Annotated in this window: 16 protein-coding genes and 6 pseudogenes; 13 read left to right on the top strand and 9 right to left on the bottom strand. The window is 69.1% G+C overall.

The annotated features are described in order from the left end of the window. Nucleotides 1-128: 128 nt before the first annotated feature. Together ACFVT1_RS37385 and ACFVT1_RS37380 are read left to right on the top strand one after the other, a co-directional pair. Nucleotides 129-1,353: pseudogene (locus ACFVT1_RS37385) on the top strand (IS110 family transposase). Between the two features lie 501 nt (nucleotides 1,354-1,854). After that, nucleotides 1,855-2,922 (top strand): bile acid:sodium symporter family protein, encoded by a 1,068-nt coding sequence (locus ACFVT1_RS37380; protein WP_389804292.1) that lies wholly within the window; start codon nucleotides 1,855-1,857, stop codon nucleotides 2,920-2,922. A 288-nt stretch (nucleotides 2,923-3,210) separates the two neighbouring features. Here ACFVT1_RS37380 and ACFVT1_RS37375 read toward each other — a convergent pair whose 3' ends face one another. Together ACFVT1_RS37375 and ACFVT1_RS37370 are read right to left on the bottom strand one after the other, a co-directional pair. Further along, complete coding sequence (locus ACFVT1_RS37375) at nucleotides 3,211-3,960, bottom strand: transposase family protein (protein ID WP_389804290.1); 750 nt, start codon at nucleotides 3,958-3,960, stop codon at nucleotides 3,211-3,213. 293 nt (nucleotides 3,961-4,253) lie between these two features. Beyond that, nucleotides 4,254-5,012, bottom strand: a pseudogene (locus tag ACFVT1_RS37370) (transposase); the annotation flags it as partial. Between the two features lie 49 nt (nucleotides 5,013-5,061). On the opposite strand from ACFVT1_RS37370, the gene ACFVT1_RS37365 reads away from it, so the two are divergent. The 9 genes and pseudogenes from ACFVT1_RS37365 to ACFVT1_RS37325 all read left to right on the top strand — a co-directional run bounded on the left by ACFVT1_RS37365 (nucleotide 5,062) and on the right by ACFVT1_RS37325 (nucleotide 12,215). Next, entirely contained in the window at nucleotides 5,062-5,304 is a 243-nt protein-coding gene (locus ACFVT1_RS37365) for an ATP-binding protein (RefSeq protein ID WP_389804287.1), read from the top strand. A 421-nt stretch (nucleotides 5,305-5,725) separates the two neighbouring features. Beyond that, nucleotides 5,726-6,379, top strand: coding sequence for a response regulator transcription factor (locus ACFVT1_RS37360; protein ID WP_389804284.1), 654 nt, complete (start codon nucleotides 5,726-5,728; stop codon nucleotides 6,377-6,379). Further along, nucleotides 6,370-7,638 (top strand): sensor histidine kinase, encoded by a 1,269-nt coding sequence (locus tag ACFVT1_RS37355; RefSeq protein ID WP_389804281.1) that lies wholly within the window; start codon nucleotides 6,370-6,372, stop codon nucleotides 7,636-7,638. Before ACFVT1_RS37360 ends, ACFVT1_RS37355 begins: the two co-directional genes overlap by 10 nt. 39 nt (nucleotides 7,639-7,677) lie before the next feature. Beyond that, nucleotides 7,678-8,949, top strand: coding sequence for a hypothetical protein (locus ACFVT1_RS37350; RefSeq protein ID WP_389804278.1), 1,272 nt, complete (start codon nucleotides 7,678-7,680; stop codon nucleotides 8,947-8,949). Between the two features lie 325 nt (nucleotides 8,950-9,274). Next, complete coding sequence (locus tag ACFVT1_RS37345; protein ID WP_389804275.1) at nucleotides 9,275-9,784, top strand: hypothetical protein; 510 nt, start codon at nucleotides 9,275-9,277, stop codon at nucleotides 9,782-9,784. 133 nt (nucleotides 9,785-9,917) lie between these two features. Continuing rightward, nucleotides 9,918-10,183 (top strand): annotated as a pseudogene (locus tag ACFVT1_RS37340) (hypothetical protein). Continuing rightward, nucleotides 10,152-10,685, top strand: a complete 534-nt coding sequence (locus tag ACFVT1_RS37335) for a DUF6879 family protein (protein ID WP_389804272.1) — start codon at nucleotides 10,152-10,154, stop codon at nucleotides 10,683-10,685. The pseudogene ACFVT1_RS37340 and the gene ACFVT1_RS37335 overlap by 32 nt, the downstream one beginning before the upstream one ends. A 16-nt stretch (nucleotides 10,686-10,701) precedes the next feature. After that, nucleotides 10,702-11,547, top strand: a pseudogene (locus ACFVT1_RS37330) (helix-turn-helix domain-containing protein); the annotation flags it as partial. 281 nt (nucleotides 11,548-11,828) lie between these two features. Continuing rightward, nucleotides 11,829-12,215, top strand: a complete 387-nt coding sequence (locus ACFVT1_RS37325; protein WP_389804269.1) for a DUF6415 family natural product biosynthesis protein — start codon at nucleotides 11,829-11,831, stop codon at nucleotides 12,213-12,215. A gap of 94 nt (nucleotides 12,216-12,309) precedes the next feature. Here ACFVT1_RS37325 and ACFVT1_RS37320 read toward each other — a convergent pair whose 3' ends face one another. The 3 genes from ACFVT1_RS37320 to istA form a co-directional block, all read right to left on the bottom strand. After that, on the bottom strand, nucleotides 12,310-13,104 hold the full coding sequence (locus tag ACFVT1_RS37320; RefSeq protein ID WP_389804266.1) for a hypothetical protein: 795 nt from the start codon (nucleotides 13,102-13,104) through the stop codon (nucleotides 12,310-12,312). Nucleotides 13,105-13,225: 121 nt separating this feature from the next. Beyond that, nucleotides 13,226-14,530 carry an ATP-binding protein gene (locus ACFVT1_RS37315; protein ID WP_389804263.1) on the bottom strand — a complete coding sequence of 435 codons (1,305 nt, stop codon included), beginning with the start codon at nucleotides 14,528-14,530 and terminating at the stop codon, nucleotides 13,226-13,228. Beyond that, nucleotides 14,527-16,125, bottom strand: a complete 1,599-nt coding sequence (istA, locus tag ACFVT1_RS37310; protein ID WP_389804261.1) for an IS21 family transposase — start codon at nucleotides 16,123-16,125, stop codon at nucleotides 14,527-14,529. Before istA ends, ACFVT1_RS37315 begins: the two co-directional genes overlap by 4 nt. Nucleotides 16,126-16,471: 346 nt before the next feature. Between istA and ACFVT1_RS37305 the strand changes: the two genes are divergently transcribed. Together ACFVT1_RS37305 and ACFVT1_RS37300 are read left to right on the top strand one after the other, a co-directional pair. Then, nucleotides 16,472-17,836 (top strand): hypothetical protein, encoded by a 1,365-nt coding sequence (locus tag ACFVT1_RS37305; protein ID WP_389804258.1) that lies wholly within the window; start codon nucleotides 16,472-16,474, stop codon nucleotides 17,834-17,836. Continuing rightward, the gene (locus ACFVT1_RS37300; RefSeq protein WP_389804256.1) at nucleotides 17,836-20,187 is read left to right on the top strand and encodes a pPIWI_RE module domain-containing protein; all 2,352 of its coding nucleotides are present in this window, start codon (nucleotides 17,836-17,838) and stop codon (nucleotides 20,185-20,187) included. The genes ACFVT1_RS37305 and ACFVT1_RS37300 overlap by 1 nt, the downstream gene beginning before the upstream one ends. Here ACFVT1_RS37300 and ACFVT1_RS37295 read toward each other — a convergent pair. From ACFVT1_RS37295 to ACFVT1_RS37280, 4 genes and pseudogenes are all read right to left on the bottom strand, one after another. Continuing rightward, nucleotides 20,115-20,819 (bottom strand): annotated as a pseudogene (locus ACFVT1_RS37295) (transposase); the annotation flags it as partial. The gene ACFVT1_RS37300 and the pseudogene ACFVT1_RS37295 sit on opposite strands and share 73 nt — an antisense overlap. A gap of 268 nt (nucleotides 20,820-21,087) precedes the next feature. Then, nucleotides 21,088-21,624, bottom strand: a complete 537-nt coding sequence (locus ACFVT1_RS37290) for a GNAT family N-acetyltransferase (protein ID WP_389804254.1) — start codon at nucleotides 21,622-21,624, stop codon at nucleotides 21,088-21,090. 304 nt (nucleotides 21,625-21,928) lie between these two features. After that, nucleotides 21,929-21,991: pseudogene (locus ACFVT1_RS37285) on the bottom strand (hypothetical protein); the annotation flags it as partial. A gap of 90 nt (nucleotides 21,992-22,081) precedes the next feature. Further along, entirely contained in the window at nucleotides 22,082-22,570 is a 489-nt protein-coding gene (locus ACFVT1_RS37280) for a universal stress protein (RefSeq protein WP_389804251.1), read from the bottom strand. Between the last annotated feature and the right edge of the window lie 4 nt (nucleotides 22,571-22,574).

The raw sequence follows: 22,574 nt of genomic DNA, 5'->3' as shown, positions 1-22,574 counted from the left end.
ACGACCGTCTGGTCCGGTGCAACGCCGGGCCGTTTCAGGGCGGGGATGTCTGCGTAACGTGTTGCCGGCGTGTGGTGCCGCAGGGACGGCCGGGAACTGAGGAGACGAGAGACGAGGGGCACGCACACATGGTCGACACGACCGCGATAGACCTCTTCCTCGGCCTGGATCTGGGCAAAGAGTTCCACCACGCCCACGGCCGGACCGCGGACGGCAGAAGCGTGTACGACAAGCGGCTGCCCAACACCGAGCCGAAACCGCTGGAACTCTTCACCAAGCTTGTGGCGAAGTTGGGCACCGTTTTGGTGACCGTGGACCAGGTCGCCAACATCGGCGCGCTGCCGTTGACGGTGGCCCGCGCGGCGGGCTGGCGGGTCGCCTACCTGCCCGGGCTGTCGATGCGCCGGGCTGCCGACCTGCACCCGGGCGAGGCCAAGACCGATGCTCGCGACGGGTTCGTGATCGCGGAGACCGTCCGGTCCATGCCGCACACCCTGCGTGCGGTGGACCGTGACAACGAGGTGCTGGCCGAGCTGGCCATGCTCACCGGCTACGACAACGACCTGGCCGGTGAGGTCAACCCACCACCAACCGGCTGCGTGGCCTGCTCTCCCAGGTCCATCCCTCCCTCGAGCATGTGCTCAACCCGCGCCTGGCCTACCCCTACGCTCAGGCCCTCCTGGCCCGGCATGGCTCCCCCCCGGCAAAGCTGAAAGACTCGGCCGGGTCCGCTGCGAGGCCCTGCTGAAGGCGAACGGCTCGCGCAAGGCCCACCACCTCACCACCGAGATCTACGGCGCTCGCCGAGCAGACTCTCGTCGTTCCCGGCACCGAGGCGTCCGTGCTGATCGTGCCGGGCCTGGCCGCCCAGCTCGCCGCTGCCCACACCCAGCGACAGGCCACCGAGCAGGAGATCGCCAGCCCTGCTGGAGGCCCTCCCTCTTTTCCACCTCCTGACGTCACTGCCCGGAATGGGCGTCAGGACTACGGCCGCGTTGATCGTCGCGCTCGGTGACGGCACCGGCTTCCCCACCGCCGGACACCTCGCCTCTTATGCCGGACTCGCCCCGGCCACGAAATCCTCAGGCACCTAGATCCGCGACGAGCACGCACCCCACCGCGGCAACCGGCTCCTCAAACGCGCCCTGTTCCAGGCCGCGTTCGCCGCGATCGGCTGCAAAAACCGACCCATCCTCCTGGAGCTACTACGACCGTCAGCGCGCACGCGGCAGGACCCGCACCCAGGCGATCCTCCGCCTGGCCCGGCAACGCGTGGACGTCATCCACGCGATGATCCGCACCGGCACCCTCTACGAACCACGCACCCCCGACGACATCGGTCTCGCCGCCTGACGACTCCGCCGCCCCTACCAGCCAGGCCCCGTCACGCCCGCGCACCGGCACGGCAACTCCAGCCTTGCCAGCCACCGGCCTGCCCATCAGGCACCCGATCCACCGGGAGCGTCCCGCTTCGCGGGACGCTCCCAAAAACCATGGCCTACCCCCATGATCCGAACCTGACGGGGTTGACGAGACAGATAGGGGCACCCTCGGGCCGGGAGCTTCCGTGCCCGCTGATTCGCTGCACTCAACGCGGGTGGATTCGAGGCAAACGCCGCCGCGTCGAAGTCCTGCCGGGTGGTTCTGCCGGGCTGCCTGTGACCGGGTTCGAGGTCGCGTACGTCGCTCCGTACGTCAGAGTTACGCCGTCCGCTGACGGAGGTGTGGGCCATGCCGCTCGAGAGCGCCCTCCCGGTATGCGCCTTCGCGTCGCACCGCCGACAACGGAACCCGCCGCGCCGGTGGCGGTCGGCGGCGAGGTAGCACTGTGTCACGCGTAGGCTCCATTGCGTGATGACTGTGGTGAATGCTGTGCAACGGCGGCTGCTGGGGCTGATGCTGGCCAGCTACGTGCTGGCCGGCGTGTTCCCGGTACCCGGCGAGAGGCTGCGCACGCTGGCGCTGCCGATCTCTGTGGGCGCGAGCGCTCTGACGGTGCCGATGGTGCTGCTGGCGGTGATGTTATTCAACGCCGGCCTAGGGGTGCGCGTCTCCGATCTGCGCGGGGTGGTGTCCCGACCGGTGCGGCTGGTGCTCGGCATCGCGGCCAATGCCCTGCTCCCGTTACTCGTGCTCCCGGTCGTCGCTCTTGGCCTGCGTACCTGGCACGATCCGGCGGAGGCGGAGGGGCTGGTGGTCGGGCTGATGCTGGTGCTGGCGATGCCGATCGCAGGCGGCGCCGCCTCCTGGGGGCAGAACGCGGGCGCCAACGTCCCGCTGGTCGTTGCCATGGTGATGGGCTCCACGCTGCTCAGCCCGCTCACGGTACCCCTCGGAATTCACCTGGCCGGCCAACTGGTCGGCCCCGACGGTGCCGGCGCCCTGGACGACACGACCACAGTCGACTTCATCGCCCGGACAGGAGCCGGGGTCTTCGCGCTGGTCTCGGTGGTGCTGCCGTGCCTAGCCGGAGTCGTCGTACGGGTCGCGCTCGGCGAGGACCGCATCCCTCGAGTCCTGTCAGCAGTCAAGTCCGTCAACCTGATGAACATCCTGCTGCTCTGCTACATCAACGCGGCCGGCGCGCTCGGACAGGCCCTCGCCCACCCGGACCCGGACTTGCTGGTGCTGGCGCTCATCCTGTCCGGCGCGGTGTGCTGCCTGGCCTTCTGCTGTGGCCGATGGATGTCCCGCTGGACGCACTCCGACCAGCCAGACGGGGTCTCTCTCACGTTCGCCACCGGTATGAACAACAGCAGCGCGGCTGCCGTGCTGGCCGCCGGCTGGTTCCCCCACCGCCCTGCGGTGCTGCTGCCGATCCTCTCCTACAGCCTGCTGCAGAAGATCATCGCAGGAGTGGCGGCAAAGCCACCTCGCCCCGGGAAGAGGGGCGTGGCCGCCGACTACGCAAGGTTGGGCTGACCACCTCGAGTTCCGGCTGCTCAACCTGACCCTTCACCTCGCCGGTCACGACCACCGAGCAATGCAGCTTCTGACTCGCAGGCGCGAGTGTGCTGCCCCGGCCCCACACGCACCTGCTGGGCAGACCGGCCGCCGGTCCACGCGCCTGGCCGACCGGCTCCACCATCCACATTGACACGGGCCTGGGCGGACAGCGGTCGTCGTCAGCGAACCTGGACACGGTCAAGGCGTGTGATTCCCAAGCTCAGAGCGCGAGCTCGATTCTCGTCACCCGTTCCATGAGCGTTTTCAGCGTTGCCTCTCCAGGGTGAGGACGGCTGCGGCGATTGACGTCATGCGGTTGGGGCTTACGCGGGACCGGCGGAAGATGCGCCAGGACTTCAGTCGTGCCATCCCTCGTTCGACGGGTGCCCGGGTCTGGGCCAGTGCTCGGTTGGCCGTGCGCCGGGTCGAGGACAGTTCGCCGCCTGGAGGCTGTTTGCGTCCGGTGGTTACCCACGGTCCTGCTCCCTGGTAGGCCCGGTCGGCCAGGACGGGGACGCCCTGGCGTTCCCAGATCCGGATGATTCGGTGCGCGCGGGCCGCCGTGAGGTCGTGGATGCGGCCGGGCAGTGCGGGCGAGATCCACAGCGTGTGGCCCGTCGGATCGGTCACGACCTGCACATTCACGCCGTGCCGGCGGTGCTTGTGGGAGTAGGCGGTCCGTCCGTCGCCGACCCGGTCGCACTCTGCGAGGGTGCCGTCGAGCAGTACGTAGTCCGGGTCGCTCTCGCGCAGGACCTTGAGCAGGCCCGGAGCCCGGTCGGCGAGGAGAGCGATCACGGCGGAGGTGTAGGCGTGGGCGGTGCCGACGGAGATCCCGAAACCGGCGGCTATCTGGGCGAGGGTGTCGTGCTTGCGCAGGTACACCAGGGCGACCAGCGCACGCCGATGCGGCGGCAGTTTGCAGCGCCGGTCACCCTCGCGGGTGACGATGAGCATGGTGGCCCACTCGACCAGTGCGTGCGGGAGGTCGAGTGCGGCAGGATAGGGAACCAACAGGGCTCCTGTAGATTGGTTGAGACCTCGAACACCTCCCTCAACGGCACGGGGCCTTGTGCGTTGCGGCCCCCACCTCGACCTCACCGGCGTCACCCGATCAGTGGCCACGCTGAAAACGCTCACTAGCCTCGATCTTTCGTGACGGTCTGCCGGTTCAACCGGTGGGCCGTTTCGATCTGTCGGGGGTGGCGGTGGGCATGTTGAGGGCCCGGCTGTCGCGTCGGGTGGGCGCCGGGTTCCACGGCTCCGGGGGTGTTCGGTTGCTCGTCGGGGTGAGTCGTTGCCGCTGGTCAGCCGGGGTCCGGCAGGGCCTGGAGTCGGCCGAAAGCCGTGGTGATCACGTCGGTCCAGGGCCAGTGGCCAGCCAGGCGCAGGACGCGCCGGCGGCCGGTGGTGACCAGGCGGGCGGCGGCGGAGAACAGCCGCAGTCGTAGGCGTTTGGGTTCCCAGCGGCGGGCTGGACCGGTCAGGGCGAGCATCGGCATCCAGGCAAGGGGGTCCAGGGCGATCTGGATGATCTCCAGCCAGATCTGATTCTGCGCGGTGTGGTGCAGGGGGAGGTTGTGCAGGCCGGTGTCGCGGGCCTGCGCGGATCCGGTCCTCGGCGCGGGCTCGTTGGTGGTGCCGTAGTTCCAGACGCGCGATCGCGGCGTTCACGGTGTTCGTGGCGAAGCAGGTCAAACGCATCCCGTCGGCATCGGTGAACTTCAACTGCGCACCGGGATGGGATCGTTCTTTGCGGACAATCAGCCGCATTCCCATCGGCCGGCCCTTCAGTACATCGCCGGCAAGTTCGTCGATCCAGGCGCCGTCGCGGACCTGGCCGTCTGGTTCGACCGCCGGGTCCAGGCCGAGGCCGGGACCTGCAGCACGGTGTGGTGGACAGCGTCGCTGATCGTCATCCCGACCGAATAGGACAGCCACTGGCCGCGCGCGGTCAGCCAGTTCAGTCACTCGTGGGTGCCCCCGGCGGAGTCGATGCGGATCAGAGTCTGCCGTCCGCGCCGGTAGGCCTTCGGCAGCTGGGACAGGGCCAGTTTCGTGGTGGTGCTGCTGGACAACGCGCGTGTGCATGGCCGGGGCACCGTGCGGCTGACGGTGCGCAACCTCGAGGACGCGTTGGCCTTCGATGTGACGGACGAAGGCGGGATGGAGGGAGACCCGTCACACCTCTTCGACCGTGGGCACAGCGATGGCGGCCAGGGAGCGGGCATCGGCCTGGCCCTCGCCCGCGACCTGGCCGTCTCCCTCAACGGCAGGCTCTCCCTGACCGGTCGCCGTCCGACCACGTTCACTGTGCTGGTGCCCGTGCACGGCGGCGAACCGCAGGACGGCGGCTGACTACCGATCGACGGACACCTGCGTGCGCTACGGCGAGGTCGGCCGCAGACCGGTGCCGACCCGTCTGGCGGCCGTCTTCTGCAGCAACCCGTAGGCGAGAACAGGCCTGAAGCGCGCCGACCGACTGCCGGTCGTAGCGGAGCGGCAGATACGGCTTGTCCGGCAGCGAGGCCGTGATCAGTACGGCACTGGCACTGCCGTTGTTCATGCCGCAGACCAGTGTCACGGACGAGGCGACGGGCGCGTCGAAGCGCAGGATCCGGGCGGGCGACCAGGCCGAGCGCGAAGGACCGCAGGCACAACAGGGCCGCCGCGGCTTGGCAGCAGGGCAGGGGCCGTGCGGGGCCAGCGCCTTCCACAACCCCCAGGTGACTGATCAGGGCAGATGGAAAACTGGGACAGGAGTATCTAGGGTCAGCACGTGGCTTTCATCATGGTGTGCGAAGACGACGCGGCGGTCCGTGGCGTCCTCAAGCGCGCCCTGGAGTACGACGGCCACACCGTCTCGGTCGCCGCCACGGCCGACAGCCTGCTGCGGCAGCTCACACCGGCGCCCCATCTGGTCGTCCTGGATCTTGGGCTCCCGGACGCCGACGGCCGCGACGTCTGCCTGGCCCTTCGGGCTCGCGGTGTCGACATGCCGGTGTTGATGCTCACCGCGTTGGACGGCCTGCATCACAAGGTGGGGGGCTTCGAGGCCGGCGCCGACGATTACATGACCAAACCCTTCGACGTCCCGGAACTGCTGGTCCGGGTCCGGGCGCTGCTGCGCCGGGCCACCGCGGCGCCCGCACCGCGCGAGGTCGTCCTCGATCCGGCGAAGCACGTGGTGACCTATGGCTCGGTGAGCGGGCCCCTGACCCCGACCGAGTTCCGGTTGCTGGGCCGCATGATCGCTTCGCCGGGCGACGCGGTACGCCGCCACGCCCTCATCGCCGCCGGCTGGCCGCACGGAGCGGAGGTCAGCGAGAACACCCTCGACTCCTTCGTGCGCCGGCTGCGGATCAAGCTGGGGCCGCTGGGCGTGGCCGAGCGTCTGGTGACCGTCCGCGGCGTGGGCTACCGATGGCAGTGACGGGATTCCGTAAGCGGGTCGTCGCGCTCACTGTGCTGATCGCCACCGCCGTGGTCGCGGTACTGGTCGTGGTCTCGCACGTGCTGCTGAGCCGGGTGACGGACACGGACGCGCACGATCTAGCCCGGACCCGCGCCGAGGCGGTCGCGGCGAACGTCACCTCCAAGGGCGGCCGTGTCGTACTGACGGAGAACGGCAGCGAGGCACTGGACGAGGTCGCCTGGGTGTATGCCGACGGCCGCCTCATCGACGGTAACGTACCTGCAAGCGTGGTCGATCGCGTCGAGGAGCTGGCAGACTCGGGGAGATCGCAGACCACGACGGTGGGCGACTACCTCCTGTACGCGCGGCTGGTGCCGATCGACGGCCACCACGTCATGGTGGTTGTCCGGGTCGACCTCACGCCCTACGAGACATCCGAGCAGCGCAGCCTGACCTTGTCCTTGATCCTGGGCGGCCTCACGATCCTCCTCGCCGGCGGTGTCGCGCACCTCGTGGTGCACCGCGCGCTGCGGGTCGTGCACGAGATGGCCGCCCTCGCCGACGACTGGGGCCATCACGAACCCGGACGCCGTTTCGACCTCGGAGTTCCCCGCGACGAGTTCGGGGAACTGGGACAGACCCTGGACCGCCTCCTGGAGCGCGTCGACAGCGCACTTGCGGATGAGCGCCGACTCACCGATGAAATCGCCCACGAACTGCGTACCCCGCTCACGGTCCTGCGGGGTGAGGCGCAGCTGGCGCAACTGTCCGGCGAGCCGGTGGTGCCAGAGGCGGTGCTGAGCGAGGTCGACCGCCTCGACACGGCGATCACGACGATTCTGCGCGCCGCGCGCGCACGGACTGACGACGAGGCCCGGTGCGATCTGCGCTCCGCCGCGCGGCAGGCGATCGGCTCCCGCGCGGTCGAGGTCACCTTCCCGGCGAAGGCCGAGGTGGCCGTGGCGCCCGACGTCGCCGCGTCCCTTCTGTCACCCCTGCTGGAGAACGGCCTGCGGCACGCGCAGTCGCGAGTGTGGATGACCGCGCGCATCCAGGGCGAGACCGTGGTGGTCGATGTCCTGGACGACGGTCCCGGATTCGATCCCGCGGACATCGACCGGGTCTTCGAAGCGGGTGTGACCGGCGGCGACGGTTACGGTCTTGGCCTGCCGGTGGTCCGGCGCCTCGCCGCCTCGTCCGGTGTGGAGGTCCGCGCGATCGCGGACGGCCGCGGTCACGTCGAGGTGACCCTTCCGGCCGCGCGTGCGGCCACGTAGTCAGGTTGATTGCAGGTTCACCCCCGTAGACCTTCCCGCATGACAACGACAGCGGAAGCACGCACGCGCAGCGGGCGGCTCATGATCAACAAGGTCCCCGAGGTCACCATCTGGTTCTGGGTGATCAAGATCCTGTGCACCACCGTGGGTGAGAGCTTCGCCGACTGGATCAACATGAAGCTGGGCGTCGGCCTGGTGAACACGGCCTGGATCTTCACCGCGGTGATCGTGGTGGTCCTGGCCGTCCAATTGCGGCTGAAGCGGTACGTTCCGTTCCCCTACTGGCAGACCGTGGTCGTCGTCAGTGTCACGGGCACGCTGTACACCGACATCCTCACCGACCAGCTCAACGTGCCGCTGTGGATCAGCTCCGCCGTGTTCTCGGCCCTGCTCGCCGTGGTCTTCGGCGTGTGGTGGCTGCGCGAGCGCACGCTCTCGATCCACTCGGTCACGACACTGCCACGTGAGTCGTTCTACTGGTTCGCCGTTCTCGTCACCTTCGCACTCGGCACTGCGACCGGCGACTGGACGCTCGAGCTCACCGGCTGGAGCCCGGGCGCCTCGGTACTGCTGCCGCTCGGCCTCATCGCGGCGATCACGCTGTTGTGGAAGTTCGGCGCGAACCCGGTGCTGTGCTTCTGGCTCGCCTACATCCTGACCCGCCCGCTGGGCGCCAACATCGGGGACTGGCTCGCGTCCCCGAAGGTCGCCCAGCCGGGCGAGCCGACCGGTCTCGCCCTGGGCACCTTCACCACCAGCCTGATCTTCCTCGGCCTCATCCTGGCGACGGTGATCTATCTGACGGCGACGCGCTCGGACGTGACCGAGACCTACCAGGCGGCCCACGCCGAACACGCCACCGGCGACCCGCGCAAGGAGCGCGTCGCGCTGGCCGGCTTCGGACTGCTCGCCGTCGCGACCACGGGCCTGCTGGTCTGGGCCCACGTCCAGCCGCACGTCGGCCCGGCGCCGGAGGAGGACAATACCTCTGCCGTCCAGATGGCTCCGGGCGTGGCGGTGAAGAAGTTCCCGCCTGCCCAGGTCTCCGCGCTGCGGACCCTCGCCTCGACCTCGCTCAAGGACGCACGCTCGGCAAACGCGACGGGCGCGCACGCGGCCGCCCAGTCGCTGCGTGACCTGTGGGACGCCGACCAGGCGTCGTTGCAGCCGCTGGACAACACCGGCTGGACCTCCATCGACGCTCAGATGGACAAGATGTTCAAGACGTTCGGTATCGATCACTCGAATCCGCCGATGTCACCTGCGCGGCAGGAGAAGGAACTGAACGCCCTCCTGACGGACATGGGCTGACAGACCGCACAGCGCCCCGGCCGGCCCACCCGGCCGACGGGCTCAGTGTGCCGGGGTGCGCAGGGAACCGCGCCGCCGCGGCACACGCCGGCGAGCCGCGCCGGGGGTAGGTGAGGGCCAGGTCCAGGCCCTGGCCTGTGGCGAGTTCGATGACGGCGAGGGCGCCGTGGGGCCGGAACATCTGCTCGGATCGGGGGCATGTACGAGGCGTCGCGAGTGAAGCGCCAGGCCCCACAGGCAGGGCGAGTGCGAGCTTCTTCTTGCCGGAGACGAACGCACGCCGTCCGCCGCGGTCGGCCAGGGGCCGACGGACCTGGACCTCGGGGTGGAGGGCGCCCTCGACACCTACGACCTGATCGTCCTCCTGCCGAAGTCGGGGTGGAACTACCCGGACCGGGAGAACGCAACGGCGCACGTGGTGCTCGGTGAGATCAACGTCTTCCCGAACACCGACTGCAGGACCGCGCTCGCCGGACCCGGAGGCGAAGAGAGGGGCGTTCCCCTGAGCCCCGAGCAGAGCGCGGCGGTACTGCGGGAGCGGTGCCTGGACTTCCTCTTCGGCTTCCCGAGCCTGCCCATCCGGCTGGAGGGAGTGATCTGGCAGTCGAACGGCGAGCTGCCCGTCGACGCGGACTACCTGGCGGGCGTTGACCGGGACATGAACCGCGCCGGGCTGCGCCCCCTGGGCTGGACGCTGCGCGAGCGATTCCCCGACCAGCACAGGAAACTGCCCGTGCCCGACCAGGTGAAGGACCCCGGCTTCGTCCAGCGGTACGAGCCCGCCGCGGAGCGCCTGCGCAGGGCGCTGGACGCTCGCCCTGTCGGCAGGAACTGACCTGCGAGGGCTGGCCCGCTCCGCGATGCGCGGGTCAGCCCTCCGGCGTTCCCGGTCCTCTTGACCGGCTCTCCAGGCTGCGGGACGGTCGGTGCGCGCAACTATGTGCAACCACGTCGCAGGGGAGAGCGCCATGACGTTACGGTTCGTCGGGATCGACCCGAACACCGGCGGTGGTGGATCGCCGACGGTGTGGGTGGAGGAGGAGAGCGCCGACCTGGTCCTCCAGGGCCCGGAAGCCGAGGAGGTTCTTCGGGCGCTGGTGGGCGGGACCCAGTGGGTGGCCGGCCATGTGGTGGGGATCCCGCCGCATGAGACGGTGATCCGGATTCCGGCCCGGATGATCCGATTCTGAGGGAGGCGTGTGATGTCGCAGAGCAGCGTGCCCGACTTCGCTGAACTGCTGAGGGGCGCTCAGCACAGCGCGGTCCACTTGGAGATGCGCGACTCCTACGGCGTCGGTGACGAGGCCGAAGAGATCGCACTGTTCGCCCGGACCGGTCAGCTCGACCTGGACCCCACGGCCCGCTGGTGGCCCGAGTGGCTCGGTCTGGTGAGGGAGACCCTGGCCCGCGGCGTGGTGATGCGGCGCGCGCGGATCGTCTCGGAGCCGGTGACCGACTACATCCGGTGGGAGCACGCCGCCACCGTGCTGAACGTGGGCGCCGGCGAACAGGTCCGCTGGCTGCCCCGCCGCAACGCCTCCGACATCGCCCTGCCCGGCAACGACTTCTGGCTGATCGACGACCGCCTGGTGATGTTCCACTTCTTCAGCGGCGACGGCGACTGGGTGGACCCGGGCTGCGAACTCACCGAGGACCCGGCCGCGGCCGCGCTGTGCACCACCGCGTTCGAGACGGTCTGGGAGCGCGGCGTCCCGCACGAGAAGTACACCGTCTAGGCCCCTGAGCAGCCCCATGAGCACATCCCCATCGTCCAGCGCCCAGGCAGCCCGCGAGGCGCTCGCCGCGCGCTTACAGCACCTGCGCAAGGAGGCCGGCCTCACCGGGAAGGACATCTCCGCCCGGTGCGGCTGGCATCCGGCGAAGACCACCCGCCTGCAGAAGGGCGACGCCCCGCCCTCGGACAGCGACATCCGTGCCTGGTGTTCGGCGTGCGGCGCGGACGACCAGGCCGACGACCTCATCGCCACCGCCCGCGCGGTCGACTCGATGTACCTGGAGTGGCGCCGCCTGCACAGAGGCGGCATGCGCAAGGTCCAACAGGACTGGAACACCCTGCACGAGCGCACCCGCGTCTGCCGCGTGTACGTCTCCAACGTCCCGCCCGGGTTCTTCCAGACCACCGGCTTCGCCACCGCCCTCATGGGCCAGATCACCGCCTTCCAGGGCACGCCGAACGACGTCACCGAAGCGGTCGCCGCCCGGGTCGCCCGCTCCCGCTTCCTCTACGAGGGCGGCCACCGCTATGTCGTCCTCATGGAAGAGTCCGTCCTGCGCTACCGCACCGCCGACCCCGACGCCATGCGCGGGCAGCTGCGCCACCTCCTGGCCGTGATGCCCCTCGCCTCGGTCTCGCTGGGGATCGTCCCGTTCACCGCGCAGCGCACCGTATGGCCGCTGGAAGCGTTCTACCTCCACGACGACACCACGGCCGTCGTGGAGACCCTGACAGCGGAGATCAAGGTGACCCAGCCGCGTGAAGTCGCCGACTACGCCAAGGCGTTCGCCGGCCTCTCGGAGATGGCTGTCCATGGCGACGACGCCCGCGACCTCATCCAGGCCGCGATCGACGCACTGGAGTTAACTTCCGCAATTTCCCGCAATCCCGTTGAGGAACGACCGGCGGTCTCCGTAGCGTCGAACGACACCGACGCACCAGCAACGGAGGCGGTGCCCATGAGCGCACCCACACCCCCCGGCCCCGCGCCACAAGGCCCCGGCCTCCAGCCGCCCGACTACGGCCGGCCTTCCCAGGCGCTGATCGCCCGCGCCGACCGCGGCTACGCCCGCTTCCTCGCCGTCCAGGCCCCCGCCGCCGACACCGGCGACCACGACCAGGACGACGACGTGGCGGGCGCACGATGAGTGGCACCCACGTCGTGCTCCACGACCCGCGCGGCCTGATCGAGGCCGAACTCCCCCTGAACCGCGTCCCGCACGAGGCACTCGTCACCGCCGTCCTCGCGTGGAAGAACCCGGACCTCGCACCCCGCGACTACGAGCAGATCGCCCTCCAGCTCACCGGGCACGCCCGCGCGGTGGCCGCCGACGTCCGTCGCCACGCCGCCGCCCTGCCCAAGAACGACGGCCGCGGCGCCCTCGCCGAAGTCGTCCTCCGCGAAGCCGACGGACGCCTGTCCGCCCCGCTGCAAGGCACCGCCCGCTGCGTCCAGAACCGCGCCCGCCTCGTACAGGCCCTCTACACCCGGCTGGACCGCCTCACCGAACCCGCCCCGGCCACCGCGTAGTTCCCGGGATAGCGCCCCAAGATCCCAGGGCCAAGCGGCCGCTGTCACATTCGGCGGGGCGTCCATACCGGCGGACGAGTTCGGTCAGCAAGCCTCAGCGCCCCTCGGGAGCCACGTCGGCGCGGAAGACGGGCAGGCGGCGCAGCCGCGCGAAGAGCAGGCCGGCGTCGAACATCTCCTCGTCCTCGTCCTCGTCGGCGGCGAAGACCTCGTCCACCAGGAACGCGCGCAGCTGTTCCTGCACGCCGTCCCCGTATCCCCCCTGGTAGTCGTCCACGTCGAAGTAGAGGTCCGCCTTCACGGTCGCGATCGTCTCGTGGTCGTCCTCGATGACCAGGCGGGCGCGGATGGTGCCCGCGTGAAGCGTGCTGTCGTTGTAGTCGCCGTAGACGACGTCGGCCTCGATGTCGCCCATGACCAGCATCTCGCCGCTGGTGAGGACCCCCCGAGCCTTCACCGCGCCGCCGATCGCCACCACCGAGTCGGGGCCGCAGTCGGCGAGCACGCCGTCGACCGTCACCGATCCGGTGACCACGAAGGGCGCGCCCACGCCCAGGTCGCCCTTGACCACCAGGTCGCCGTGGTGGAAGAACGGGGTGTCCACTTGCTGGTCGCCGATCAGGGTGCGGGTCGTTCCGGTGTCGCCGAGAGTCTTGGCGCACATCTCCGGGACGTACCCGAGCAGGTCGGGGTCGAGGGCGACACGCAACTGGGCGACGAACTCCTGGTAGCTGTCGAGGTCCCTCTCCACGAGACCGGCGAGCCAGCCGCTGTCGCTGTCGTCGGATTTGAGCGCGGCAGCCCGTTTGGCCCGCATCACCTCGACGGTCCGCCGGATCGCGGCCATATCGATGGGCAGCGGGGCGTCGCCGTTCTTGTTGTGTGCCATGACGTTCGCCTTGTCTGCGGTCAGGGAACGGGCCGGTGTGGCCCGTCCGTCGGGGGTGTGGACGATCGCGTTATTCCCCAGGGGTAAGTTCACGTAATTCCCCAGGTCCTGGCTTGTGAGGCTAGGTTGCGCCGGGCAGTCCCAGGGCGACCAGGAGGGCTGAGGAGAGTTCTTCCGCGAACAGGGCCGACCCGGTAAGTGTCTGCCGGATGGCTTCCTCGTCGGGCGTCAGTCCGGCAGCGGCCGACCAGGCGAGTGCGCCGGCCACGGCGGGTTCGACGGGGAAGTGCTCCAGAGGTATCTCGTAGCTCTTCGCCATCTCGCGGTTGAGCAGCCCCTCCCAGCTGTTGCCGTCCGGCGTGAGGGCCTCGATGAAGCCCACATCGCTGTCGAGGAAGGACACTATGATGGCCGGTGTCCCCGTTTGCTGGACGAGGTTCGCAAGGCTGCGCCGTCCGGCGTCGGCGAAGTCCGTGACCTGCCAGCCCTCCGCCAACGCCTGCGTGTCGTCGATGCCCGTGAACCCGGCTGCCCGCATGAGCTGGTGCAGTTCCCCCGTGGACCGGGTCGTCAATGATCCGCCTGAATTTCCCATGGCCCGCAAGTTAGCCGATGCCTCTGACAAGCCAATTCGTGCCCCTGAGACGTCGGCATGGGAAGCCGGGACAGCGGACCCTAGTGGGTCTTGTCGGCAGTGTTCCTGGGCCGTTTGTTCGGGCGGTAGCTGGGCCCGTTCATGATCACCTGGTGGCTGGTGTTGATGAGCCGGTCCAGGAGGGACTCGGCGACGACGGGGTTGGGGAAGAGGGGGATACCAGTCGCTGGGCGCCCTGTTGCTGGTGATGATCAGCGAGCGTCCCTGGCGCTCGGAGACGAGTTCATAAAGGTCGTCGGCCTGGGCCGCGGACAGCTGTCGCATGGCGAAGTCGTCGAGGATGAGGACGTCGGGGCGGACAAGTTCACGGATCCGTTTCTCCCAGGTGCGGTCCGCGTGGCCGCCGGCGAGGATGCGGCTGGTCTTGGCGAAGCGGACGTGGGCGCCCTGGCGGACGGCGAGGTGGCCAAGAGCCTGGGCGATGTGGGTCTTGCCGACGCCGACGGGGCCGAAGAGGATGACCGACTCGCCGGCGTGAAGCCAGCGCAGGGCTCCCAGGTCGCGGATCTGGGCGGCGGGCAGTTTCGATGAGGCGGTGAAGTCGAACTCCTCCAGGGTGACCTGCTGCTCGAACTTGGCTCGCTGCAGGCGCCGTTGGAAGGCGACGGTCTCGCGGCGGGTGATCTCGTCCTGGCAGAGGACCTGCAGGAAGTCGAGGTGTCCGAGTTCGCCGCCGTGGGCTTGGGCGAGGCGAGCGTCGAGGGTTTCCAGCATGCCGGACAGTCGCAGGGTCTTGAGTGACTCCCGCAGGGCGGCGTCCATCACGGTCATCGGGCTTCCACCTCGGCTTCGTCGTGGACCTGGTCGTCGTGGTCGTCGTCCGTCGCGTCGGGGGTCGTGACGGTGGCGAAGAGCTGGGCGGGGCCGTGGAGGAAGGCCGCGGCTCCGGCGTCTCCGCTGATCTCGGGCTCGGGGTCGGTCTCGGTGCCGGCGATGAGGATGCCCTTGATGGTGCGGTAGGACGGGTCGCCAACCGCGATGGCCCTCACGCAGACGGCCTCCAGCCGCGGCTCGCCGTACTTCTTCCGCAGGCCGAGGACCCCCTGGGCAGCGCGGAGCCGATAGAGCACGTTGACCTCCAGCAACTGGTCGACGACCTCGCGGCAGGCGTCGCCGACCTCGGACGCCTGGCTGCGGCACCAGACCGGCGTCCGCATCTGGAAGGCGATCTTCTCCGGCGGATAGTCGCTCTTGTCGGTGCGTTTTCCCTGATCAAGGGCGGTGTGGGTCTTGATCAGGGAGCCGTTGTGGAAGACCTGGACCATCGTGGCGGTGGAACGGACATCGACCTTGCGGCCGATCAGCTTCCACGGCACCGAGTAGAGGGTGCGGCCGACCTTGATGTGGATGTCCGGTCCGACCGTGGCCGTCGACCAGCGGGTCAGCATGAACGGAGTCGGCGGCAGAGGCAGCAGTTCGGCCGCCTCCAGCGCGTCGAACACGGTCATCGGGGCGGCCCCGCTCAAAGGCCGGCACTTCCGCCGGCCGGCGACCTGCTGGCTCCAGGTCACGGCCTCGGCCTGCATGTGCTCGATCGAGGTGAACTCCCGGCCTCGCCAGAACGAGTCGCGGACATAGGGCATCGGCCGTTCGACCCGTGGCTTGTCCTTCGGCTTCGCCGCCCGGGCCGGATCGACCAACGCGCCGTAGTGCGTGGCAAGTTCCGCATAGGCTTTGTTGATCTTCGGGTCGTAGAGGTCGGGCTTGTCGACGCCGGTCTTGAGGTTGTCCGGGACGAGCCGGCGCGGGACGCCGCCGAAGTAGCGGAAGGCCGCGACGTGCGCTTCCGTCCATGCGTGCTGGTCCAGGTGCACCACCGGCCGGACGAACATGTGCCGCGAGCACGGCAGCACCATCACGAACGCCCAGACCCGGTGGCGTTTCCCGGTCCGCGGATCGATCCACTGCCCGAGGAAGCCGTAGTCGATCTGAGCCTCCGAACCGGGCTCGATCTCGTCGCGCAACACGGTGACCTGCGACTTCGCCACCTCGTCCGGCAGCGTCGCGTGCACCCAGCGACGGAACGAGGAGATCGACACCTGCAGCTTGTGCTCGTCATGCAGCCGCTGGTGGATCGTCGAGACGGTCACCGTCCCGAGCAGGCTCTTGATGTAGTCGCGGTGCTGGTCGATGTCCGGCCACGTCACCTGCCTGAGCCGTCTGTCGATGAGCCCCGGGAACCACTCCTTGATCAGCTTCGACCAGTCGGCCTCGCTCATCGGCGGCCCGCCCGGGCTGATCCCGGCCGCTTCCGCCGGCGCCAGGTACTTCCTGACCGTCTTGCGGTCCACCCCCAGCGACGCGGCCAGCTCGCTCATCGAGCGGCCCGCGTACCAGTGGACGTAGATCTCGGTGATGTCGACCACGACGAACGTTCTCCTCGCCATCCGGGCTGCCCATCGGCCATCCGAACCACGGGACGAGGAACATGAGCAGCTCCGCGACGACCAGGTCCCTCGATCCCGACCTCCGCGCTACCCATGGCCAATTAGGGGAATTCGGGATGGGGAATTACGTGACGCTCAAACCGCCCAACCTGGGGAAAAACTTGATCGTCGACACTTCCAGGAACTGGCTGGCATCCTCGCCCGGGCCGTCAGCCGGGACACCAGCGAGGACGAACTGCCCGTCCTCAAAACGGAAATCTCCCGGGCGCTCAAACGTCTCAAGATTCCCAGAAGGCGGCACCTGGACGTCACCAACGCGCTGCTCGTGCGCGCCTGGCTGGGTAGTCTCCACCAGAGCCTGACCTACCTGAAGTCCGTGATCGCCGGACTCGGGTCCCAGCTGACCGCCGGCCGCGAACTGGCACGAGCACTCGGATCCTTCACACAGAAGGCCGCCCTGCCGTACGGGCCCCTGGGCTACCAACTGTTCGGATTCAAGGTCAACAAGGACAACCGGGGCGGCGGCGAACTCTTCGTCCAGTCCCTCGGCGGCGACCCCCACACCGGAACCGTCCAGCTCGGCGGCACCATGGCCCTCGCCACCGCCGGCATCGAGCGCAGCGTCCTCGCACTGTCCGCGACAGCCTTCTTCCCGCGCGCGGCCTGCGAGCACGTGCACACCGAGCCCGCCTACGTCATGACCGACGCCACCCCCGGCGCGGTCACCGCCCTGGCCGGCAACGTCTCCGCCTCGGACACCGCATGGGACCCCATCACCATCGGAGGCATCACCGAAGCCCACAAACCTGACAAAGTCCGGGAACTCGGGGAGCGCCTGCGGCAGACCCGGCTCTCCGAACACCTCCGCCAGCTGGAGATCGACGACCGCGACCGGGCCAGAGCCATGGTGGTCTCCAACTCCTACAAACAGGCCATCCTCCTCGCCGCCGGCATCGCCTCGGCCGCGCTGCAAGCGTCCTGGATCGCCGTTGTCGTCCCCAAGACAGGCATCCCGCCCGGCATCCACCTGCCCACCGGCGTCGTGACCATCACCATCGACGAACTCGAGGACCTGCCCCGCACCCACCCCCACGTCAAGGTCATCTGCGCGCCCCTGTCACTGGTCGCCCGCGGACTGAACATCCTCGTCCCCGGCACCGAGAACTCCGCGCTGGCCTCGGTCTGGGTCGGCCTGCGCCCCGTCGCCGACCTCCACTCACCCGAGGCGATGTACGCCAGCATCAACGCAACCGCCATCGGTGCGGCCTGCCCAGGCCCCGACCCCGCCCGCATGCTCGCCATCCAAAGCCGGGCCGCCCGAAGACACCTGCACACCCTGCTGCGCAGCAACCCCCGCTTCAGCAGGCTCCCCCGCTACCTGAAGACCGAGATCCTTGCCGGAATTCTGGTCGACCTCATCCAGCTCGCTGGCCGCGCCCGCCGCGGAGGCACCCCCGTCCAGCTCTACCTCGTCGACAACTCGCTCCTCGACACCCGGCTGGGCTCCGACTTCCCCTCGCTCGTGCGCTCCTACTACGACGGCCTCACCCAAGACGAACAGGCCAGCCTCCGCCGCATCTACGGCACCACCCTGACCGCCTGGCTCGACTTCGCCCACGCACCCGACATCCCCCAGCTCACCCACGTCCCCCTGCCCCGCAGCGAAGACCTTGATCACGAAGGTGTCTGATGACCACGGACCAGACCCAGCTGTCCCTGCTGGCCTGCCACACCGATGAAGAGCTCCTGGGCTCGGTACTGCTGTACCGCCTGCCCGAGGTGAAGATCGACATCGCCTGGAAGAAGCTGCGCGAGGAATACTGCGGCATCACCGGCTCCAAAGCCAACCTCCCCTACAGCGGCCTGCTGACCGTCCTGCGCGCCATCGGCTACACCAGCGCCACCCTCTTCCCCACCTCCAAGACCGACCCGCCGAAGTTCCTCGCCACCACCCGGCCCATCGACCGCGAAGACCTGCACGCCGCCATCACCCTCTGGGAACAGGCGCTGCTGCAGACCCCGGCCGACTGCTTCACCTTCCAGCACCCGAGCCAGATCGCCGACCTCATCGCCGGGACCGCCCCCGAAAAAGTCCAGCTGTGGGACCAGATCACCCGCACCACGGCCTGTATCGACGCCCTCGGCTGGGTATGGACTGCGGCCGGCTGGATCATCGCTGAGAAACTCTCCGGTGAGACGTGGACGATCGACGGCAAAACCATCACCTTCCGCCGCGATCTCGCCAACTGCCTCCAGGTTTGGGACCGCGAACTGCTTTGGGACAACACCTGGCTCGCCGCCCGCGGAGAAGCCCGCGACGACATCGTCGCCGACGACGAGGAAGACACCGACAACACCTGGAAGACGGCCACCAGATATGCCACCCTCCGGCTCGACGTCATGATGAAGTCCCACCCCGGCCTGCCCCACCCTGTGGCCGTAGTGCAACCCTCCGTCTCCCGGTTGAGCAACACCCTGCGCAACGCCCGCGCGGCCTGGTTCGAGCCCCGCGACGCCAAAGGCCCCCTCCTCAACCTCGAGCTCGGCGGATACGGCGACCACACCCACCTCAACCACACCACCCGCCTGGCCCTGGACCCGCCTGCACGGCGAACACGTCTTCCCCCGCGACAAACACGACGAGTTCCTCGCACCCAGCGCCCTCGACCTGAGCGGCCCCCCCCCGGCAAGCTCCGCGCCCTCGTACCCTTCGCCGTGAGCTACCCGGTCGGCAGGGGCGTGGGCATGTACAGCCAACGGGAACTCGCCCGGTACGTCAGCGCCGTCCTCGACCAGCCCCTGGTCAAGTGCGTACAGGTCGCCGGCCGCCGCCCCTTCGGCCACGGCCGTACCACCGTCGAAGGCCGTGACGCGGTCCTGTGGGACGACGAGAACCTGCCGCAGATCATCGCAGCATCCGGATGCCGGAAACTGCGCATCCTCGCCCTCTACAAGAGCCAGGCCATGCGCACACGCATGCAGTTGCTGCTGGCCTACCACTTCAACCGCCCCGACCTCGCCGCCACCGGCATCGGCGAGAACAAGCCCGCCTCCCTCAACGAGCACGTCGAGGTCCTGTTCCAGTCGGCACCGGAGCTGCTGGCCCACGGCGAGCACCACGACCAGCGCCCCGCCCTCGTCAGGCAACTCCACGGTCTCGACGCCCCCGAGGACACTCGCCTGCTCGCCCTGTGCGAAACCGAGTACGACCCCAAAGCCTGGGCACGCCAGCGACGCGCCTCGAAGAAGACCGGCTCCACCGTCGTGAACCCCGACACCCTGGATGCCAAGCACCGAGTCAACGGCGAACTCGCCCGTCACCGTGTCCTCGCGCAATTTCTCACCCTGTACAAGCCCGGACGCCGCAACCCCCGCAAGAAGGAACGCGAGCTCACCACCGATCTCGAACTCCTGGGCCTTGAACTCCAAGGACACCACCGCGGCCACATGGCCATCGCCGACCTGTCCCGCGTGGCCGGCCTCGTGCACCCACAACTGACCAAAGCCCTCCGATCCGGCCCCAACGGCCTCAAGGAACCCCTCGTCCACGTCGGACTCCACCTGCGCCAGCAGCGCGGTGATCGGCGCATCGCCACCGACGAGCCGAAACTGATGTGGACCCTGGTCGCCCTCGTCCCCCACGGCCCGTACTGGCGAACACTCGCCTACCTCCCCGCCGAACACGCCGGACCTGGCACCTGGCTCGACTACGCCACCGCCAACTACCACTTCCGGGCCCGGCCACTGCCCGAAGGCCGACGCCGCGACGAACTCCTGCCCCGCCACATCGACCGCGCCCTCTACGAACTGGGCGGGCACGCCGGCCCGGCACAGGGATACGTCATGTACGTCTCCGGAGGCGAGGCCCGCAGCATCTGGCCCCTGCTCGCCAACAAGAACCTGGGCGCGACACCCGACACGGCCGGTCAGATCAACAAGCGGCCGGCACTGCCCGGTTTCACGCTCCCGCCCCAGGTACTGGGATCGCCGAAGACGAACTCGCCGCCGTGCTTGGGCGGTCGGCCACCCTTGGGGTCGTAGACCCGTGGCGGTGCCGCCCGACGCGTCACGCGGTCGGACCGGAGCCGGCCGAGGATCTCGACCGGTAACCCTGCCAGCAGATGGGCGATGCGCGGGGTGTCGTATCCGGCGTCCAGCACGACCAGGACCTCCGGGTCACCTGGTTTCCACTGGCTGGCAGCGACGAGCCGCTCGACGACCTCGCGGATCTGCAACGCGGTCACTGCGGCAACATCGGCGCCGGGCTCCAGGCGGACCGCATCCAGCACCGCCGTCCAGGACGTGCGGCCGGTCTCCAGCGCGGCCACGACCGAGTACGGCCATCCCGGCACCATCTGGTGCTTGCCCTCGCCCCTGCCGAAGGTGTGGCAGAAGGTCCGGTCGGCACAGGTGTTGGCATCCGGTCGAAGCCATGGCGAGACGTCCACGGCCAGCACCAGCCTTCCGTCCGCAGCCCTCGGCAACGGCACCCCGGCCAGCGCGCGACGCAGCCGCCAAACGTCGATCCGTCCCTGGTTGAGCCCGCCGTACAGAGCTCCGTGACCGCGGCGGTGTTCAGGCGCGAGCGCGAGATCGACCAGCGTCCGTACCGGCCCGTCCGTGCACAACAGTGCGTCGCATAACTCGAACAACGCGTCGCCCCGCACGGTCATGCACGCGTACAGCTCCGACCGGAAGTGTGACACTTCCGCGAACGCATCCCGCGGGACTCCCTGATGCACCAAATTCACGACCACGGCCTTCGCGCTGATCCACTCTGTGACGGAGCACAGGATCAGACGAAGGCCGCTTCCATGTCCGCTGAACTGCGAAAACACCGATCAAGTTCGAGCCGCGTTCGAGCCCGGTCCATAAACGACAAGCTCAGCGACGGTGTGCTCGGCAAGACCGAGCGGGACTACAAGCGGAAGTTCCGGCTGTTCATGCCCGGGGCGTCCAATCGTTCGCGAGGAGGCCAAGGATGGCCTCGTCTGCGTATGCGCCGTACACCCAGGCGGAGTGCCGCAGCGTTCCCTCTCGCGTGAACCCCGCCCTGGTTGCCGCTGCGATCATTGGGGTGTTGTCCGTGAGGGTCTCAATCTGCAGGCGCTGCAGTCCACGTACGGCGAATCCGTATTCGCACAGCGCCTGCAGGACATCGACGCCGAGCCCGCGGCCGCGGAATGCGGGTCGCAGGGAGATCCCGATGTGAGCCGTCCTGCTGTGCGTGTCGATGCCCCATAGCAGGGCCTCGCCGACCAGCTCCTGCGACTCCAGCTCCACTACGGAGAAGCAGGCCGCCTCGTCCGACGGCTCAGCCACTGCGTAGGGCGACTGCCCCGAGCCTGGCGGGATGGGCCGCCACGGGCGGGAGTCGGCGCGTGACCGTGTGGCCACATCGTCGTACAGCTCGGACTGGAGAACTGGGATGTCGCTCTCGTGCCGGGCACGCAGCCCGATCTTTTCGCCATGTATCACAGCGCATTGCTATACGAGGGGAAGCAGCCGATCAACCGCTTTTCCCCCGGCGGTTCCACGCGGGTGGCGGTCATGCGAGCCCAAGGAGGGCGAGCGGACGTTCCGGGTCGGGGGCGTGTGCCGCAGGGCGGCGGCGATGTTGGGTGCGCCGGACAGTCGCAGGGCTCCGATGGCGAGGTTGCGCCAGGTGGCCATCGCCCGGGGGTGCGTTGCCGGTGCGCAGTTGTGAGGCACGGCAAACGTGGTGCGACCACACCATCCCCAACCCGTCCAACTGCTTCACCCGCCCCGGATCGAGACGCCCCGCCTTGTGGAACCTCCGCTGGTCCGCGGGCCATGTCCCGAGTGGGAATCCGGCCGGGCCCAGTCATCGGGGATGACGTAGTCGTACGGCATCCGTAGCTGCTCCGCGCCGTGTCTTTCACGTACCGGGGCGGCGGCCTGGATACCGCGGCGGCTAGCGGTGGTGCGGTGGTGGCGGGATGGTGGCCGTGCTGGGTGCGGTCTCCGGCCAGACCAGCAGGACCGGGCAGGGTGCGCGGTCGACGATGAAGCGGCTGGCGGGGCCGAGGCTGCGGGGTCCGAGGTGGGTGCGGTCGCCGTCGCGGGCGAGGACGAGCAGTTCCGCGCTCTCTGCGGCGGTCACGACTTCTCGTTCGACGCGGCCCGAGCGTTCTTGCCGGATGCACGGGCGTCCCACCCGCCCTGCCGCGCTGGTCAGGAGCTGTTCGGCGGAGGCGGCGGCCAGGTGCTCGACCCGCGTGCCGGGGTCGCGGTCGGGGCGGGCGCGGCCCAGCAGTCCGGCGTAGGAGCCGTGTGCGGCGCCCGGCACCTCGTGGACAGTGACGTGGAGCAGCACCAGGTCAGCGTTCGCGGACGTGTGGGTGCGGGCGGCGTCGACGCAGGCGGGCCAGGTGCCCTCGACGATCCAGACGATGACGGTCATGGTG

Source organism: Streptomyces sp. NPDC057963, from assembly GCF_042887155.1.
Taxonomy (GTDB): domain Bacteria; phylum Actinomycetota; class Actinomycetes; order Streptomycetales; family Streptomycetaceae; genus Streptomyces.
Note: the sequence above shows the minus strand (reverse complement) of the source record. Positions and strands in the feature narration are given on the sequence as shown.